This is a genomic window from Frigoribacterium sp. SL97, assembly GCF_026625765.1.
Lineage (GTDB): Bacteria > Actinomycetota > Actinomycetes > Actinomycetales > Microbacteriaceae > Frigoribacterium.
On record NZ_CP113062.1, the window covers coordinates 1,263,180 to 1,278,144 of the forward strand.

General features: G+C 71.5%; 17 protein-coding genes. 11 read left to right on the forward strand and 6 right to left on the reverse strand.

Annotated elements, in window-relative coordinates:
• Positions 1 to 6: 6 nt before the first annotated feature.
• Positions 7 to 1,107 (forward strand): succinyldiaminopimelate transaminase, encoded by a 1,101-nt coding sequence (gene dapC, locus OVA02_RS06075; RefSeq protein ID WP_267659420.1) that lies wholly within the window; start codon positions 7 to 9, stop codon positions 1,105 to 1,107.
• A 16-nt stretch (positions 1,108 to 1,123) separates the two neighbouring features.
• Positions 1,124 to 2,419, forward strand: coding sequence for a citrate synthase (locus OVA02_RS06080; RefSeq protein WP_082460573.1), 1,296 nt, complete (start codon positions 1,124 to 1,126; stop codon positions 2,417 to 2,419).
• Positions 2,420 to 2,519: 100 nt separating this feature from the next.
• On the opposite strand, the gene dapD is transcribed toward OVA02_RS06080, so the two are convergent.
• Positions 2,520 to 3,494, reverse strand: a complete 975-nt coding sequence (gene dapD / locus OVA02_RS06085; RefSeq protein WP_123571554.1) for a 2,3,4,5-tetrahydropyridine-2,6-dicarboxylate N-succinyltransferase — start codon at positions 3,492 to 3,494, stop codon at positions 2,520 to 2,522.
• A gap of 76 nt (positions 3,495 to 3,570) precedes the next feature.
• Here dapD and dapE point away from each other — a divergent pair, with 76 nt between their 5' ends.
• From dapE to OVA02_RS06100, 3 genes are all read left to right on the forward strand, one after another.
• A complete protein-coding gene (gene dapE, locus OVA02_RS06090; RefSeq protein WP_173152744.1) occupies positions 3,571 to 4,644 on the forward strand; it encodes a succinyl-diaminopimelate desuccinylase in 1,074 nt (357 codons plus the stop codon).
• Complete coding sequence (locus OVA02_RS06095) at positions 4,629 to 5,900, forward strand: hypothetical protein (protein WP_267659421.1); 1,272 nt, start codon at positions 4,629 to 4,631, stop codon at positions 5,898 to 5,900. Before dapE ends, OVA02_RS06095 begins: the two co-directional genes overlap by 16 nt.
• Positions 5,901 to 5,983: 83 nt before the next feature.
• On the forward strand, positions 5,984 to 6,154 hold the full coding sequence (locus OVA02_RS06100; protein ID WP_071256769.1) for a DUF3117 domain-containing protein: 171 nt from the start codon (positions 5,984 to 5,986) through the stop codon (positions 6,152 to 6,154).
• A 140-nt stretch (positions 6,155 to 6,294) separates the two neighbouring features.
• Here the strand turns inward: OVA02_RS06100 and OVA02_RS06105 are convergent, their stop codons facing one another.
• Entirely contained in the window at positions 6,295 to 6,921 is a 627-nt protein-coding gene (locus tag OVA02_RS06105; protein ID WP_159827108.1) for an O-methyltransferase, read from the reverse strand.
• 69 nt (positions 6,922 to 6,990) lie between these two features.
• Here OVA02_RS06105 and OVA02_RS06110 point away from each other — a divergent pair, with 69 nt between their 5' ends.
• Positions 6,991 to 7,398, forward strand: a complete 408-nt coding sequence (locus tag OVA02_RS06110) for a hypothetical protein (RefSeq protein WP_056048676.1) — start codon at positions 6,991 to 6,993, stop codon at positions 7,396 to 7,398.
• Between the two features lie 114 nt (positions 7,399 to 7,512).
• On the opposite strand, the gene OVA02_RS06115 is transcribed toward OVA02_RS06110, so the two are convergent.
• Positions 7,513 to 8,427, reverse strand: a complete 915-nt coding sequence (locus OVA02_RS06115; RefSeq protein ID WP_056048675.1) for a LysR family transcriptional regulator — start codon at positions 8,425 to 8,427, stop codon at positions 7,513 to 7,515.
• A gap of 188 nt (positions 8,428 to 8,615) precedes the next feature.
• Here OVA02_RS06115 and OVA02_RS06120 point away from each other — a divergent pair, with 188 nt between their 5' ends.
• Entirely contained in the window at positions 8,616 to 8,738 is a 123-nt protein-coding gene (locus tag OVA02_RS06120; RefSeq protein ID WP_255350805.1) for a hypothetical protein, read from the forward strand.
• A gap of 175 nt (positions 8,739 to 8,913) precedes the next feature.
• On the opposite strand, the gene OVA02_RS06125 is transcribed toward OVA02_RS06120, so the two are convergent.
• The 3 genes from OVA02_RS06125 to OVA02_RS06135 are packed head-to-tail and all read right to left on the reverse strand — an operon-like array spanning position 8,914 to position 11,963.
• Complete coding sequence (locus OVA02_RS06125) at positions 8,914 to 10,080, reverse strand: Mrp/NBP35 family ATP-binding protein (RefSeq protein WP_267659422.1); 1,167 nt, start codon at positions 10,078 to 10,080, stop codon at positions 8,914 to 8,916.
• The gene (locus OVA02_RS06130) at positions 10,073 to 10,654 is read right to left on the reverse strand and encodes a DUF1003 domain-containing protein (RefSeq protein ID WP_056048668.1); all 582 of its coding nucleotides are present in this window, start codon (positions 10,652 to 10,654) and stop codon (positions 10,073 to 10,075) included. Before OVA02_RS06130 ends, OVA02_RS06125 begins: the two co-directional genes overlap by 8 nt.
• Positions 10,641 to 11,963 carry a magnesium transporter MgtE N-terminal domain-containing protein gene (locus tag OVA02_RS06135; RefSeq protein WP_267659423.1) on the reverse strand — a complete coding sequence of 441 codons (1,323 nt, stop codon included), beginning with the start codon at positions 11,961 to 11,963 and terminating at the stop codon, positions 10,641 to 10,643. The genes OVA02_RS06130 and OVA02_RS06135 overlap by 14 nt, the downstream gene beginning before the upstream one ends.
• Positions 11,964 to 12,034: 71 nt before the next feature.
• On the opposite strand from OVA02_RS06135, the gene OVA02_RS06140 reads away from it, so the two are divergent.
• From OVA02_RS06140 to OVA02_RS06155, 4 genes are all read left to right on the forward strand, one after another.
• Positions 12,035 to 12,535 carry a general stress protein gene (locus tag OVA02_RS06140; RefSeq protein WP_056048662.1) on the forward strand — a complete coding sequence of 167 codons (501 nt, stop codon included), beginning with the start codon at positions 12,035 to 12,037 and terminating at the stop codon, positions 12,533 to 12,535.
• A 17-nt stretch (positions 12,536 to 12,552) separates the two neighbouring features.
• Positions 12,553 to 13,194: a hypothetical protein gene (locus OVA02_RS06145; RefSeq protein ID WP_267659424.1), complete on the forward strand. Its 642-nt coding sequence runs from the start codon at positions 12,553 to 12,555 to the stop codon at positions 13,192 to 13,194.
• A gap of 118 nt (positions 13,195 to 13,312) precedes the next feature.
• A complete protein-coding gene (locus OVA02_RS06150; protein WP_267659425.1) occupies positions 13,313 to 14,140 on the forward strand; it encodes a YcnI family protein in 828 nt (275 codons plus the stop codon).
• Positions 14,137 to 14,916: a copper resistance CopC family protein gene (locus tag OVA02_RS06155; RefSeq protein WP_236557028.1), complete on the forward strand. Its 780-nt coding sequence runs from the start codon at positions 14,137 to 14,139 to the stop codon at positions 14,914 to 14,916. The genes OVA02_RS06150 and OVA02_RS06155 overlap by 4 nt, the downstream gene beginning before the upstream one ends.
• The last annotated feature ends 49 nt before the right edge of the window (positions 14,917 to 14,965 follow it).

Sequence of the window (14,965 nt, forward strand, 5' to 3'; positions counted from 1 at the left end):
GCCCCCGTGGCGCTCGACCTGCCCGAGTTCCCCTGGGACGCCCTGGTGCCGTACGCGGCCACCGCCCGGCGCCACCCCGGAGGCATCGTCGACCTCAGCGTCGGTTCGCCCGTCGATCCGACGCCCGAGGTCGTCCGTGAGGCCCTCGCCGTCGCGACCGACGCGCACTCCTACCCGCAGGTCGCCGGCACCCCGGCTCTGCGGTCGGCCATCTCGGAGTGGTACGCGCGCCGCCGAAGGGTGACCGGACTCGACGACTCGAACGTCCTGCCGACCATCGGCTCGAAAGAACTCATCGCCGGCATGGCGCTCTGGCTGGGCATCGGTCCGGGCGACACGGTGGTCTACCCGACGAACGCCTACCCGACCTACGCGCTCGGCGCCGCCCTCGTCGGCGCGACGGCCCTCGCCTCCGACGACCCGGCCGAGTGGCCCGTCTCGACGAAGCTGGTCTGGTTGAACAGCCCGGGCAACCCCGACGGGGCCGTGCTGGGCTTCGAGGCGCTCCGCGCCGCCGTGGCCCGCGCGCGCGAACTCGGTGCCGTGATCGCCGGCGACGAGTGCTATGCCGAACTCGGGTGGACGGGCGAGTGGGCCGACCGCCCCACGCCCTGCATCCTCGACCCACGCGTGGTCGGCGACGACCTCCGCGGCGTCGTCTCGGTCTACTCGCTCAGCAAGCAGTCGAACCTCGCCGGGTACCGCGCGGGCTTCGTCGCGGGCTGCGACCACGTGCTCGGGCAGCTCCTCGCCGTGCGCAAGCACGCGGGCCTCATGCCGCCGGCCCCGGTGCAGCAGGCCATGGTCGTCGCCTTGGCCGACGAGGCCCACGTGGTCGAGCAGAAGGCGCGGTACGCGGCCCGCCGAGCGCACCTCCTGCCCGCTCTCGAGGCAGCGGGGTTCCGCATCGACCGCAGCGAGGCCGGCCTCTACCTCTGGGCCACGCGGGACGAGGACGCCTGGGCCTCGGTGTCCTGGCTCGCCGAGCGTGGCGTGCTCGTCGCCCCGGGGTCGTTCTACGGGCCCGCCGGTGATCGCCACGTCCGCGTGGCACTCACGACGACCGACGAGCGCATCGACGCCGCCGTGGGGCGACTCGGCGGCTGACCGCTAGGCTGACCGGGTGACTGACACTGCCAACGACGCCCAGAAGGCCACGCTGCAGTTCCCGGGGGGAACAGCCGAGTTCCCGATCGTCGCGAGCACCGAGGGTGCCTCGGCGATCGACATCTCGACGTTCACCAAGCAGACCGGTTACACGACCCTCGACACGGGTTTCGTGAACACCTCCAACGCCCGAAGCACGATCACCTACATCGACGGTGATCAGGGCATCCTGCGCTACCGGGGCTATCCGATCGAACAAGTCGCCGAGAACTCGACCTACCTCGAGACGGCCTGGCTGTTGATCTACGGCGAACTGCCCACCCCCGACCAGCTCGCCGACTTCGACGCGCGCATCCGGCGGCACACGCTGCTGCACGAAGACCTGCGCCGTTTCTTCGACGCCCTGCCGCACAACGCCCACCCGATGTCGGTGCTGTCGAGCGCCGTCGGTGCACTGTCGACGTTCTACGAAGACAGCATGAGCGTGCACGATCCCGAGCAGGTCGAGCTCCAGACCGTCCGACTGCTGGCGAAGCTGCCGGTCATCGCGGCGTACGCGCACAAGAAGAGCCTCGGCCAGGCGTTCCTCTACCCCGACAACTCGCTCAGCTTCGTCGACAACTTCCTCAAGCTGAACTTCGGCACGATGGCCGAGCCGTACGAGGTGAACCCCGTCCTGTCGAAGGCGCTCGAACGCCTGCTCATCCTCCACGAGGACCACGAACAGAACGCGTCGACCTCGACCGTGCGTCTCGTCGGCTCGACGCAGGCCAACATGTTCTCGTCGATCTCGGCCGGCATCAGCGCCCTCTACGGGCCGCTGCACGGCGGGGCCAACGAGGCCGTCCTCAAGATGCTCGCCGAGATCCGCGACAGCGGCCAGGGTGTCGAGCGCTTCGTCGAGCGGGTCAAGAACAAAGAGGCCGGCGTCAAGTTGATGGGCTTCGGCCACCGGGTCTACAAGAACTACGACCCGCGCGCCAAGCTCGTCAAGGAGAGCGCCACCGAGGTGCTCGAGTCGCTCGGCGTGAAGGACGACCTGCTCGACATCGCGATGGAGCTCGAGGGCATCGCCCTGGCCGACGACTACTTCGTCGAGCGCAAGCTCTACCCGAACGTCGACTTCTACACGGGCGTCATCTACAAGGCGATGGGGTTCCCGCCCCGCATGTTCACGGTGCTCTTCGCCATCGGTCGCCTTCCCGGCTGGATCGCCCACTGGCGCGAGATGAACACCGACCCGACGACCAAGATCGGCCGCCCCCAGCAGTTGTACCTGGGCGCGACCGAACGCGATTGGCCGCAGCGCTAGTCCGCCGGAACGATCGGCACGACGCGAAGGGGTGGGCACGACGCCAGGTTCAGACCTGGAGTCGTGCCCACCCCTTTCGGTCGTGGTGCTCGTCGAAGACCTATGCGTGCAACTGCGAGTTGAGCGTGATGCCGTGGCCCTTGCGGGGCAGCACCTCGACGGCGCCGGTCAGCGAGTTGCGGCGGAAGAGCAAGCCCGGCTGGCCCGAGAGCTCGACGGCCTTGACCGTCTGCGGCGAACCGTCGTTGGTCGGGGTGCCGCCCACGACGACGACCTTGGTGCCCGCCGTCACGTAGAGCCCGGCCTCGACGACGGTGTCGTCGCCGATCGCGATGCCGATGCCGGCGTTGGCGCCGAGCAGGGCGCGGGCGCCGATCGTCACCCGCTGGGTGCCGCCGCCCGACAGCGTGCCCATGATCGAGGCTCCGCCGCCGATGTCGGACCCGTCACCCACGACGACGCCCTGGGAGATGCGGCCCTCGACCATCGACGACCCGAGCGTGCCCGCGTTGAAGTTCACGAACCCCTCGTGCATGACCGTGGTGCCGGGGGCCAGGTGGGCACCGAGCCTCACCCGCGACGCGTCGGCGATGCGGACGCGGTCGGGCGAGACGTAGTCGAGCATGCGGGGGAACTTGTCGATGCCGGTCGCGACGATGCCGGCACGCTGCAGCATCGGACGGAGCCGTGCGAAGTCGTCGGGGTGGACCGGCCCCGCGTTCGTCCAGGTGACGATGGGCAGGTGCGCGAACACGCCGTCGAGGTTGACCGTGTTGGGCTCGACGAGGAGGTGGCTCAGCAGGTGCAGTCGCAGATACGCGTCGGGCGTGGATGCAGGAGGCGCGCTCAGGTCGATCTCGACGGTCACCGGGACGAGGTCGACCGCGCGGCGCTCGTCGGGTCCGGCCGCGTCGGCCAGCTCGGCCGGGACGATCTCGGGGTCGCGGTCGGCCGGGAGGGTGCCGAGCCGGGGGGAGGGGAACCAGGTGTCGAGCGTGGTGCCGTCGTGCGAGACGGTCGCGAGGCCGTACCCGTAGGCGTGGGTCGGGGCGGTGGCGGTGGCGTCGGAAGTCATGGACCCGAGCGTATCGGCAGCCGCCGACGGACCGCTTCGGAGGTGACCCGTGCCCTGGCCCCGTAAACTCGCCCGCATGGCACCGATCGACCTCTCCGTCTCGCCCGTCGACGTCACCAGGCAGCTCTGCGACATCCGGTCGGAGTCGGGTGACGAACGCCTCGTCGCCGACGAGATCTGGGCCACGCTCGACGGTTGCGACCACCTCGAGTTGTTCCGCGACGGCGACGCGATCGTCGCCCGGACCCGGCTCGGCCGGGCCTCGCGGGTCGTCATCGCCGGTCACATCGACACGGTGCCGATCAACGACAACGTGCCCACGCGCTACGAGACCGAGGACGGGGTCGACTACCTCTGGGGTCGCGGCACCGTCGACATGAAGGCCGGCTGTGCCGTCCACCTGAGGCTCGCGGTCGAGTTGACCGAGCCCGGCGTCGACGTCACCTGGGTCTGGTACGACCACGAAGAGGTCTCCGACGCCCTGAACGGCCTGGGCCGCCTCGCGCGCGTCCGACCCGACCTGTTGGCCGGCGACTTCGCCGTCCTGGGAGAACCGAGCAACAGCGGGGTCGAAGGGGGCTGCAACGGCAACCTGCGCGCCGAGATCCGCACCTTCGGCGCCCGCTCGCACAGCGCCCGCTCGTGGGTCGGCGACAACGCCATCCACAAGGCCGCGCCGATCCTCGACGTGCTGGCGGCCTACGAGGCGCGAGAGGTCGAGGTCGACGGGCTCGTCTACCGCGAGGGCCTCAACGCCGTGGGCATCACGGGCGGCGTGGCCGGCAACGTCATCCCCGACGAGTGCATGGTGCACGTCAACTACCGGTTCGCCCCGAGCCGCAGCGGCGACGAGGCCGTCGCCCACGTCCGCGAGCTCTTCGAGGGCTTCGACGTCACGATCGTCGACCTCGCCCCCGGGGCCCGGCCCGGTCTGGACGCCCCGCTGGCACAGCAGTTCCTGCGTGCCGTGGGCGGCGAGGCCAAGCCCAAGTACGGGTGGACGGACGTCGCGCGGTTCTCCGCGCTCGGCGTCCCCGCGGTCAACTACGGTCCCGGTGACCCGATGCTGGCCCACCACGACGACGAGCGGGTGCCCGTGCAGCAGATCCTCGACAACGAGCGCGGACTGCGGGCGTGGCTGACGGCCTGACCGTCGACGACGCGAGTCGCGCCTCCTCGTCCCCGTCGACGCGGCACGATCCCCGACGACCGACCTCGGCGTCGAGGCCCCTCTTGCTGCGCTACCGGCTCACGCCGTGGTGGGCCCGGGTGCTCGTGGTGTTCGTCCTGTCGCGCGTCGTCAGCACGATCGCGCTGCTCACCTTCGCCGGTGCCCAGCAGGCCAACGCCTGGACGCTCGCGAGCCCTGATTACGGCAGCTTCGCCACGATCTGGGACGGTCACTGGTACAACATCATCGCCGTGGTGGGGTACCCGCGCGACCTCCCCATCACCGGGGACGGCCACGTCGGAGAGAACGCCTGGGCGTTCATGCCCGCCTACCCGTTCGTCGTCCGTGGGCTGATGGGCCTGATGGGCCTGCCGTTCGCGACGCTGGCCGTCGTCGTGTCGGTCGCCTGCGCCGCGGGGGCGGCCCTGTTGTTCTACCGCCTCATGCGGCACGCGCTGCCCGAGTCGACCTCGTTGTTCGCGGTCGTCCTGTTCTGCGTGGCGCCCCTGTCGCCGCTGCTGCAGGTGGCCTACGCCGAGTCGATGTTCCTGCTGCTGCTCTGCGCGAGCCTGCTCATGCTGGTGCGGCGGCAGTACCTGGCGATGCTGCCGGTCGTGCTCATCATGTCCTTCACGCGGCCTGGAGCCCTTCCGCTCGCCCTGGCGATCGGTCTCCACGGGGTGCTGCGCTGGTGGCGCCGGCACGACGATCCCTTCCCGGTGCGCGAGCGCGTCCGGGTGGCGGTGTCGGCGGCGGCCACGGGCGTGTTCGGCGTCGCCTGGCTCGTCGTCGCCGGCGCTGTCACGGGCGTGCCGGGTGCGTACACCGAGACCGAACTCGCCTGGCGGGCGCCCTACATCGGCTACGGACCGCTCGTGCCGTTCACCCCGTGGGTCGACGGGGCGAACTGGTGGTTTCCGGGTGGTTCCGGCATCGCCCTCCTCGTGGTCACGCTCGTGGCGTTCGGAGCCCTGCTGCTGTCGCCGTGGGCACGCCGGACGAGCACCGACCTGAGGCTGTGGGGCGTCGCCTACGGGCTCTACCTGCTGGCGGTGTTCTTCCCGCAGTCCAGCACCTTCCGGCTCCTGATGCCGCTCTTCCCCCTGCTGGGCGTCCTCGCGGTGCCGCGCTCGAAGGTCTACCGGGCGCTGCTCGTCGCCGTGTTCGTGGCGGCACAGTGGGTGTGGCTCTACTACTGCTGGTGGGTGAACGGGTACGACTGGACGCCGCCGTGATCGGCCGGGGAACGGCGTCGTTTAGGTCGGGGGCCCGAAATCACGGATAATGGGACCAGCAACTTGCGAAAGGGGACTATCTGATGGCAGCCATGAAGCCGAGGACCGGCGACGGGCCTATGGAAGCCGTTAAGGAGGGCCGTCTCATCATCGTGCGTGTTCCGCTCGAGGGTGGGGGACGCCTCGTGGTGTCGGTCAACGACGACGAAGCCAAAGAGTTGCACGACGCCCTCGCCGGCGTCGTCAGCGCCTAGTCGGCCGCCTCCTTAATAACCCCGGACGCCCCGCCCGCCGCACCTGCGGCGCGCGGGGCGTCCGTGCGCGTGCCCGCCTCCGTGCGCTGGCTACCGCGCCGGTTGCCTGCTGCACGGGCAGGGAGCCCGGCGGGGGAGCGTCACCGCTTGATCAGCGAGAGCAGCCCGTCGCCCGCCGTCGAGAGCGAGCTGATCACGGCCGGTGAGGTGGACACCTCGGTCAGCAAGGTGCGGAAGCCCGTGGTCGTGCTGTCGCGGACGGCGGGATTGGCCACCCGTCCGTGCCAGAGTGCGTGCGCGACGAGGACGAGTCCGCCCGGGCGGGCGAGGCGCAGGCCGTGCTCGACGTACTCGATGACCGAGCCGGGGTCGGCGTCGACGAAGACGATGTCGTACGAGTTCTCGTTCATCCGGGGCAACACGTCGGCGGCACGGCCGGCGATCATGCGGAAGCGGCTGGCAGGGATGCCCGCCTGCAGGTAGGCGTCCCGGGCGGCCTGCTGGTGCTCGATCTCGCGGTCGATGGTCGTCAGGACGGCCGCGGGGGCGCCCGAGAGCAACCAGAGCCCGCTGACGCCCAGGCCCGTACCGACCTCGATGATCGACGAGGCGTTCGAGGCGGCGGCGACGACCGCGAGCTGGGCGCCGACCGCCGGCGAGACGGCCTCGACCCCGACCTCCAACGAATGCTGTCGAGCCTCGGCGATCGCGTCGCTCTCGGTGACGAGTTCTTCCGCGAACTTCCAACTTGACTCTATCTGCGACACACCCACTCCTCGAAAGGCCAACTCTAGGGGGTTCCCCGAGTCGTCACCGGTTAGTCTGCTTGCGTGTCCATGTTCGGTCTGACGTTCGACAAGCTGCTCATCATCGGTGTGCTCGCGGTCTTCCTGCTCGGTCCCGAACGACTGCCCGGCTACGCGGCGAAGCTCGCCCAGCTCGTCCGGACGGTGCGCGACATGGCCAACGGTGCGAAGACGCGCATGCGCGACGAGATGGGCCCCGAGTTCGACGACGTCGAGTGGCAGAAGCTCGACCCCCGTCAGTACGACCCGCGGCGCATCATCCGCGACGCCTTGCTCGACGGCACGGATGGCGCTCCCAAGCCCTCGGCGCCGAGCATGGCGACGGCCGGTGCCGCCGCCGCGGCTGTGTCCGCAGGATTGCCGGGGGGTCGTTCCCCCGCACAGGTGGTGCCGCTCGCGACGGGCGAGGTGCCGCCGTACGACTCCGAGGCGACCTGACCCGCCTGCGGCACCGCACCGCCTGACCTCGTCGCCCGCCTCGTGGTCTGCCGCGTGGCTCCTCGCCTCCAGCCCCTCACTCGGTCTCCACGCGGCCCGTGGGCGGCGTGATGGTCAGACGCCTCCGTGCAGTGCCGCCACGCGTGAGGCCTCGGCCCTGAGCGCGTCGACGACCCGTCGCACCGAGGGACGCTCGGCCCGGTCGCGCCGCATCACGGCGGACACCCAGCGCACGGCCCGGATGCTCTCGAGCGGCACGAGCACCATGTCGTCCCGGGCGTCCTTGGCGGTGAAGCGCGGCAGCACGGCGATGCCGAGGCCGGCCCCGACGAGCGACTCGGTCACCTTGGTGTCGCTGAAGCGCTGGGCGACGCGGACGGGGCTGCCGGTCACCCGCTCGATCTCGCGGTAGACCCACTCGAACGGGAAGTCGTGTGGGACGCCGATCCAGTTCTCGCCCTCGAGGTCGCCGGGTGCGAGCGAGGCGCGACCGGCGAGACGGTGGTCGGCGGGCAGGGCGATGTCGAGGGGCTCGGTCAGCAGGGGGACGGTGACGAGTCCGCGTCCGGGCCACGGCTTGTCGTCGGACGAGTGCGCGACGACGACGTCGTGGTCGGCGGCCAGCTCGGGGAACTCGCGGATCGACGGGTCGTGGTCGCTCGCGACGACCACCAGGCCGGGGGTCTCGGCCACCGTGCGCAGCAGCCCCGGCAGCAGCATCTGCCCGCCCGTGGGGAAGGTGGCCAGCGTGACCTCGCCCTGGGGGGTGGCGACGAAGTCGTCCCAGACCGCCTGGGCTCGTTCCAGTGCCACGGCGACGTCGGTGGCCGTCTGGGCCAGCACGCGCCCGGAGCCGGTGAGCACGATGCCGCGTCCCACCCGCTCGGTCAACGCCACGCCCGCCTCGCGCTCGAGCACCTTGAGCTGCTGCGAGACGGCACTCGGGGTGCGGTGGGTGGCTCGGGCGACGGCGGCCACGCTGCCTCGTTCGGCGAGTTCGCGGAGCAGTTCGAGACGCTTGACATCCATGTAGCAAATCTACGCTGTTTCGGTAGAAACGTGAGATTGATCTACCGCTTCTCGGGGCGCATCATTGAGGAGTCCCCGGAGCGCGTCGTAGCGCTCCCGAGCTCCGGTCGACCTGGTCCCGGGCTCGGTGGCGAATCCATCCCACCACGCAGAATCGCGCGTCGAACCGCGCCAGAAAAGAGTCCCCCATGCTCACCGGAATCATCGTCCTCGCCATCGCCGCAGTCGTCGGAATCGCCGGCTCGCTCGTCTCGGTCGCCCGAGACGGTTTCCGCGCCATCCCGACCAAGACCTACAACCGCTGGTCCTAGTCCACTTCGCGGTGGTCGGCGCGTCTCCCTCCTGAGCGTACCGCCACCGCGTGTGCCGCCTCCGTGCTGGGGTGCGGCACGAGCACGTCGCCGCCCCCCGGGCGAGACGCTGTGACGAAAGGGCACCTCGCCACGCGAGGTGCCCTTTCTGCACATCCGGGGTGCTCGACCCCGGTCAGGTGACGCTGAGTCCGAGCTTCCGGCCGGCCAACCCCCGGGCCCGCACCGACAGTCGACCCGCCAACTCGTCGATGGCCGTGGCCGCAGGATCGTCGGGAGCGGCGAGCACGACCGGTACGCCGTCGTCGCCCCCCTGGCGCAGGCCCAGACTGAGCGGCACGCTGGCGAGCAACGGCACCTCGGCTTCTTGACCGGACGACAGTCGGCGGGCCGTCTCGACGCCACCACCGGAGCCGAAGAGCTCGAGGACGCTGCCGTCGGCCTGGGGCAGACCCGCCATGTTCTCGACGACCCCGAGCAACCGCTGACCCGTCTGGCGTGCCACGAGCCCGCTGCGCTCGGCGACGTCGGCGGCGGCCGGTTGAGGGGTCGTGACGACCAGCACCTCGGCGTGCGGCAGCAACTGCCCCACCGAGATGGCGACGTCGCCCGTCCCGGGCGGCAGGTCGAGCAACAACACGTCGAGGTCGCCGAAGTACACGTCGGTCAGGAACTGCTGGATCGTCCGGTGCAGCATCGGCCCGCGCCAGGCGACGGCGGTCGAGGCGTCGTCGACGAACATGCCGATCGAGATGACCTTCACGCCGTGGGCGACGGGCGGCAGGATCATGTCGTCGACGCGGGTGGGCTTCACCGAGGCGCCGTCGGGGCCGACGAGGCCGAGGAGTCCGGGGATGCTGAAGCCGTACACGTCGGCGTCGACGATGCCGACGGCGAGGCCCCGGGCCGCGAGGGCGACCGCGAGGTTGGCGGTCACGGTGGACTTCCCCACGCCGCCCTTGCCGCTCGTGACGGCGTACACGCGGGTCAGCGTGTCGGGGCCGAACTGCATGCCGCGCGCCGCCCGGCCCGCCCGCAGCTTCTCGGTGAGGGCGTGTCGTTCGTCCTTGGTCATGACGGTCACGTCGACGGTGACGTCGGTGACGCCGGTCACCGAGCCCGTGGCCTCGCGGACGTCGCGTTCGATCGTGTCGGCTGCCGGGCACCCCACGATCGTGAGCTTGACGGCCACCGTGGCCGCGCCTCCTGCGTCGACGACGACGTCACCGATCATGTCGAGTTCGGTGACGGGCTTGCGGATCTCGGGGTCGAGCACCCGCGCGAGCGCGCGACGGACGTCGTCCGGCGTCGCGGGGCGGGTGGCGGCGACCGGCTCAGCCACGGTGGTGGCCGTCGCGCCGGGCATCGCGTCGTGACGACGAGGAGGTGCGGGTCGGCTCGACCGCGGGACTCTCGTCGTCGTCACGCCGGTCGAGCTCGTCGAGCAGCGAGCGGAGCTCGGCTCGGATGAAGTCCTTGCTGGCCATGTCGCGGATCGCGATCCGGAGCGCGACGACCTCACGGGCCAGGTACTCGGTGTCGGCCAGGTTGCGTTCGGCGCGCTGACGGTCCTGTTCGAACTGCACGCGGTCGCGGTCGTCCTGCCGGTTCTGCGCGAGCAGGATGAGGGGAGCGGCGTACGACGCCTGCAGCGACAGGATCAGCGTCAGGGCCGTGAAGCCGATGGCGGCGCTGTCGAAGCGGATGTCGATCGGGGCGACCGTGTTGTAGATCATCCAGACGACGCAGAACAGGGTGAGGGCGATCAGGAAGTAGGGCGTGCCCATGCCCCGGGCGATGGACTCGGTCGCCCGACCGAAGCGGTCGCTGCTGACCCGCTTGCGCCCGGGCAGCACGCGGGGGCGCAGACCCTTGGGGGCGTCGAGGCGGACGTCGTTGCGGTTATCGCGGGCCATCGTCGCTCCTCGTGCTCTGGCCGATCGCGGGGCGACGGGCGCGGCCACGCGGTCGGCTCGGGGTCAGCGGTTGGTCGGGGTCCTGACTGCGCCAGTCGTCCGGCAGGACGTGGTCGAGGACGTCGTCGATGGTGACGACGCCGACGAGGCGGTGCGCCGAGTCGACGACGGGGACCGAGACGAGGTTGTAGGTCGCCATGACCCGCGTGACCTCGAGGGCCGTGGCGTCGACGCGGACCGGTTCGGTGGTCTGGTCGAGGATCGTGCCCAGGCGCTCGTTCGGCGGGTAACGGAGCATCCGCTGGAAGTGCACCATGCCGAGGAACCGGCCGGTGGGCGGTTCGTAGGGTGGCAGGACGACGCAGACCGCCGCGCCGAGCGCCGGGGCCAGTTCGTGACGACGGATGAGGGCGAGGCCCTCGGCGACCGTGGCGTCGGCCGAGACGATGACGGGCTCGGTCGTCATCAGTCCGCCGGCGGTGTCGGAGTCGTAGCTGAGCAGCATGCGCACGTCGTCGGCCTCGTCGGGCTCCATCAGCGTGAGCAGCTGCTCGGTGCGTTCGTCGGGCAGCTGGGCGATGAGGTCGGCCGCGTCGTCGGGCTGCATCTGGTCGAGGACGCTCGCCGCACGGTGGTCGTCGAGGCCCGTGAAGATCTCGACCTGCTCGGCCTCGGGCAGCTCTTCGAGCACGTCCGCGAGTCGGTCGTCGGACAGTTCGCCGGCGACCTCGAGCCGCCGCTCGGGCGTGAGGTCGAGCAGGGTGTTCGCGAGGTCCGCGGGCACGAGGTCGGAGTACGCGGCGATCAGGTGCTCGGCGCTCTGCGCCTCGCCCGGTCCGGCCTCCTCGACGACGTCGTCCCACGCCGCGAACGCCGTCGGCGCCTTGACGAACGGCGACGGCGACGTCTTGGGCTTGCGCAGGAAGAGCTGGCCGACCTCCCAGTCGCCCTCGCTCACCTCGTCGATCGCCACGTCCTCCATGGTGGCGTGGCCGCCACCGTGCCGGAACGACACGCGACGACCGAGCAGGTCGGCGATGACCCGGGTCTCGCCGCCACGCTGCTCGAAGCGGCGGAGCGTGATGACGCCGTTCGTGATGATCTGGCCCGAGCCGATGCTCGTGACGCGTCCGATCCCCACGAAGACCCGGCGCTTGCCGGGGACCTCGACCACGAGGCCCACCACGCGCGGCGCCCCGGTGCGGCGGTAGACCACCAGCACGTCGCGCACCTTGCCGACCTTGTCGCCCGCAGGGTCGAAGACGGAGCAACCGGCCAGCCGGGCGACGAAGACTCTGGTTGCACTCACGCGTCCAATTTAGTCGCTCGCGGGGTCGCCGCCGACGGGTGCCCGGCAGGGGCACCGTGTTTAATGCAGGGATGACGAACCCGGGCCCCGTGGGCCGCCGCCCGCCGATGGTGCCCACCCTGCCGCGGGGCGACGTCCTCGGCACCTACGACACGTATCCCGAGGCGCAGCGCGTGGTCGACCGGCTGTCACAGGCCGAGTTCCCGATCAAGCGGCTGGCGATCATCGGCAACGACCTCAAGACCGTCGAACGCGTCACCGGTCGCCTGAGCTACGGGCGCGCCGCGCTGGCCGGGGCCGTGACCGGACTCTGGCTCGGCGTCTTCTTCGGGCTCGTCATGCTCGTCTTCGCGACCGAGACCGCCACCGCGGCCACCGTCGGGGCGGCCGCCCTGCTCGGAGCCGGCTTCGGCATGCTCTACGGAATCGTCAGCTTCGCGATCACCCGTCGCCGCCGTGACTTCACCTCGACCCACCAGGTGCTCGCGTCGAACTACCAGATCGTGGTCGACCCCGAGGTCTCCGGGCGGGCGCACGAGATCCTCGCGCGTCCCGAGACCCCGCGCCGCTGACGTACCCTGGTGTCGACATGGCACCCCGCGACCCCTCCTCGACGGCCACCCGGGCCGAGCGCTTCGCGCGTGGTTGGCTGACCGCCGGTGCGTCGACCCTGGTCGCGGCCTTCTCCCACGTGGCCGGCGGTGGCATGGAGCCCGGACTGCTCGGCGTCGTCCTCGCCCTGTCCGTGGCCGTGCCCGTCTCGATCGCCCTGGCGGGCGTGCACCTCTCGACCGTGAGGCTCGCCGTCGCGGTCGCGCTCAGCCAGGTCGCGTTCCACCTGCTGTTCTCCCTCGGAGCCTCGGACGGCGGGGGCGCCTCGGCGACGGGCGGGCACCACTCCGCACTCGTGATCTCGACGATCGCCGACGGGGCCGCGTCCGGTGGCGGCGTCGGCCAGGCCATGGTCATGGGGGGCCCCGCCATGTGGCTGGCCCACGCGCTCGCGGCCGTGGTCACGATCGTCGCCCTCCGGCGTGGCGAGGGCGCCGCGTGGGCCCTCGTCCGACTGGCCGTCCGCGGTCTGGCCGTCGCGCGCCTCCTGACCGCCGGGCACCGGCCCGAGGCGCCCGTCGTCCGGCGCCCGCCGGCTCCGGTCGGCGTCCTTCCGTGCCCGCCCGGCCGACGACACCTCACGGCCCGACCCCGTCGCGGTCCGCCCTGCCCTGCCTGACCCCGCACACCGCCGACCTCCGTCGCCGGTGACCCCGTCGGACGCGCCCGTCGCGCCGTCGGGCCCCATCGTCATGCACCGCAGACCGATCGCGCTCGCGATCGAGAGGACCAGATCCATGAACCGCAGCACCAACCCCATTTCCGTCGCGTCCCGCCGTCCCCGGTCGTCCGCCGTCGTCGCCCGTTCGGCAGCGGCCCTCGGCGCCGCCGCCCTGCTCGCGTTGGCCGCGCCCCTCGCGGCCTCGGCCCACGTCCACGTCGAGCCCGGTCAGGCCGAGGCCGGTTCGTACGAGACGTTGACCTTCAAGGTGCCGAACGAGTCGGCGACCGCGGGCACCGTCGGGCTCGTCGTCGACCTGCCCATCGACACCCCGTTCACCTCGGTGTCGTACGAGCCCCTCCCGGGGTGGACCACCGAGGTCACCACCAGCACGTTGCCCGAGCCGGTCGAGCTCGACGGCACGACGATCACCGAGGCGCCGACGCAGGTGACCTGGACGGCCGAGGGCGACACGCAGATCGCACCCGGACAGTTCCAGCAGTTCGTCATCTCGGCCGGTGCGGTGCCCGACACCGGGTCGATCGCGCTGCCGGCCCACCAGCGCTACTCGGACGGCACGGTCGTCGACTGGGCCGACGCGACTCCCGCCTCGGGAGAAGAGCCCGAGCACCCCGCACCGACCCTCTACGTCAACGACGCGCCGCCGGCCGACGAACACGCCGGCCACGCGACGGACGACGACGCGACGACCGCGGGCGTCGGCACCTCCGGCGACTCGGCGTCGGGCTCCGGCGACGGCGCGGTCGGACCGCTCTCGATCGGCCTGGGCATCGGTGGTCTCGCCCTGGGTGCGCTGGCGCTCGTCGTCTCGGTCGTGGCGCTGACCCGTCGGCCCCGGGCGACCGCGTCCCGCACCTCGACGAACGGCGGGGTGGACGCGTGACGGCCGCGCGCTCGCGGACACCGCGCCTCCTCGGCGTCCTCGTGACGGCCGGGCTGGGTACCGCGGTCGGTGCCCTCGCCCTCGTACCGGCGGGATCGGCCGCAGCGCACGACTACGTCGTGAGCAGCACGCCGGCCGCGGGCTCGACCGTCGACTCGTCCCCGGCGACCGTGTCGATCACGTTCAACGACGTGATCCTCGACCTCTCGGGCACCGGCAGCTCGAACGTGCTCGAGGTGACGGACGCCGCCGGTCTGCACTACGAGGACGGCTGCTCGACGACCTCGGGACCGACGCTGACGACCGGTGTCGCGCTCGGGTCGCCCGGCGCCTACACGATGACCTACCAGGCCGTCTCGGCCGACGGCCACACGGTCTCGGACGCCGTCCCGTTCACCTACGCCCCCGCCGCGGGCACCGCGGAGGGGGCAGGCTCGCCGACCCGTCCGAGCTGCGGCAGCGCAGGAGGCGCGGCTGGCGGTGCCGGCGCCCCCACCGGTGACGAGACCGGGGCGGCCTCGCCCTCGGCCTCGTCCGAGCCCGAGATGACGACCATGGCGACCCCGGGTGACGACACCGTGGCGACGCCGTCGGCTGCGCCCGAGTCGGGCTCGGTGAACGCCGGACTCGTCATCGGCATCGCGGTCGCGATCGTCGTGCTGGCCGCCGCCGGTGTGGTCGTGGCCATCGTCACCGGCCGGCGACGTGACGGGACACCGTCCGAGACCGACGACACGTCGGCCCCGGACGGCGACTCGTCGTCCGACGGTCGATGACCCTGCCTCGCTGATCGGGGTGTGAACGGGCGAAGGGCCCCGGGTGCGA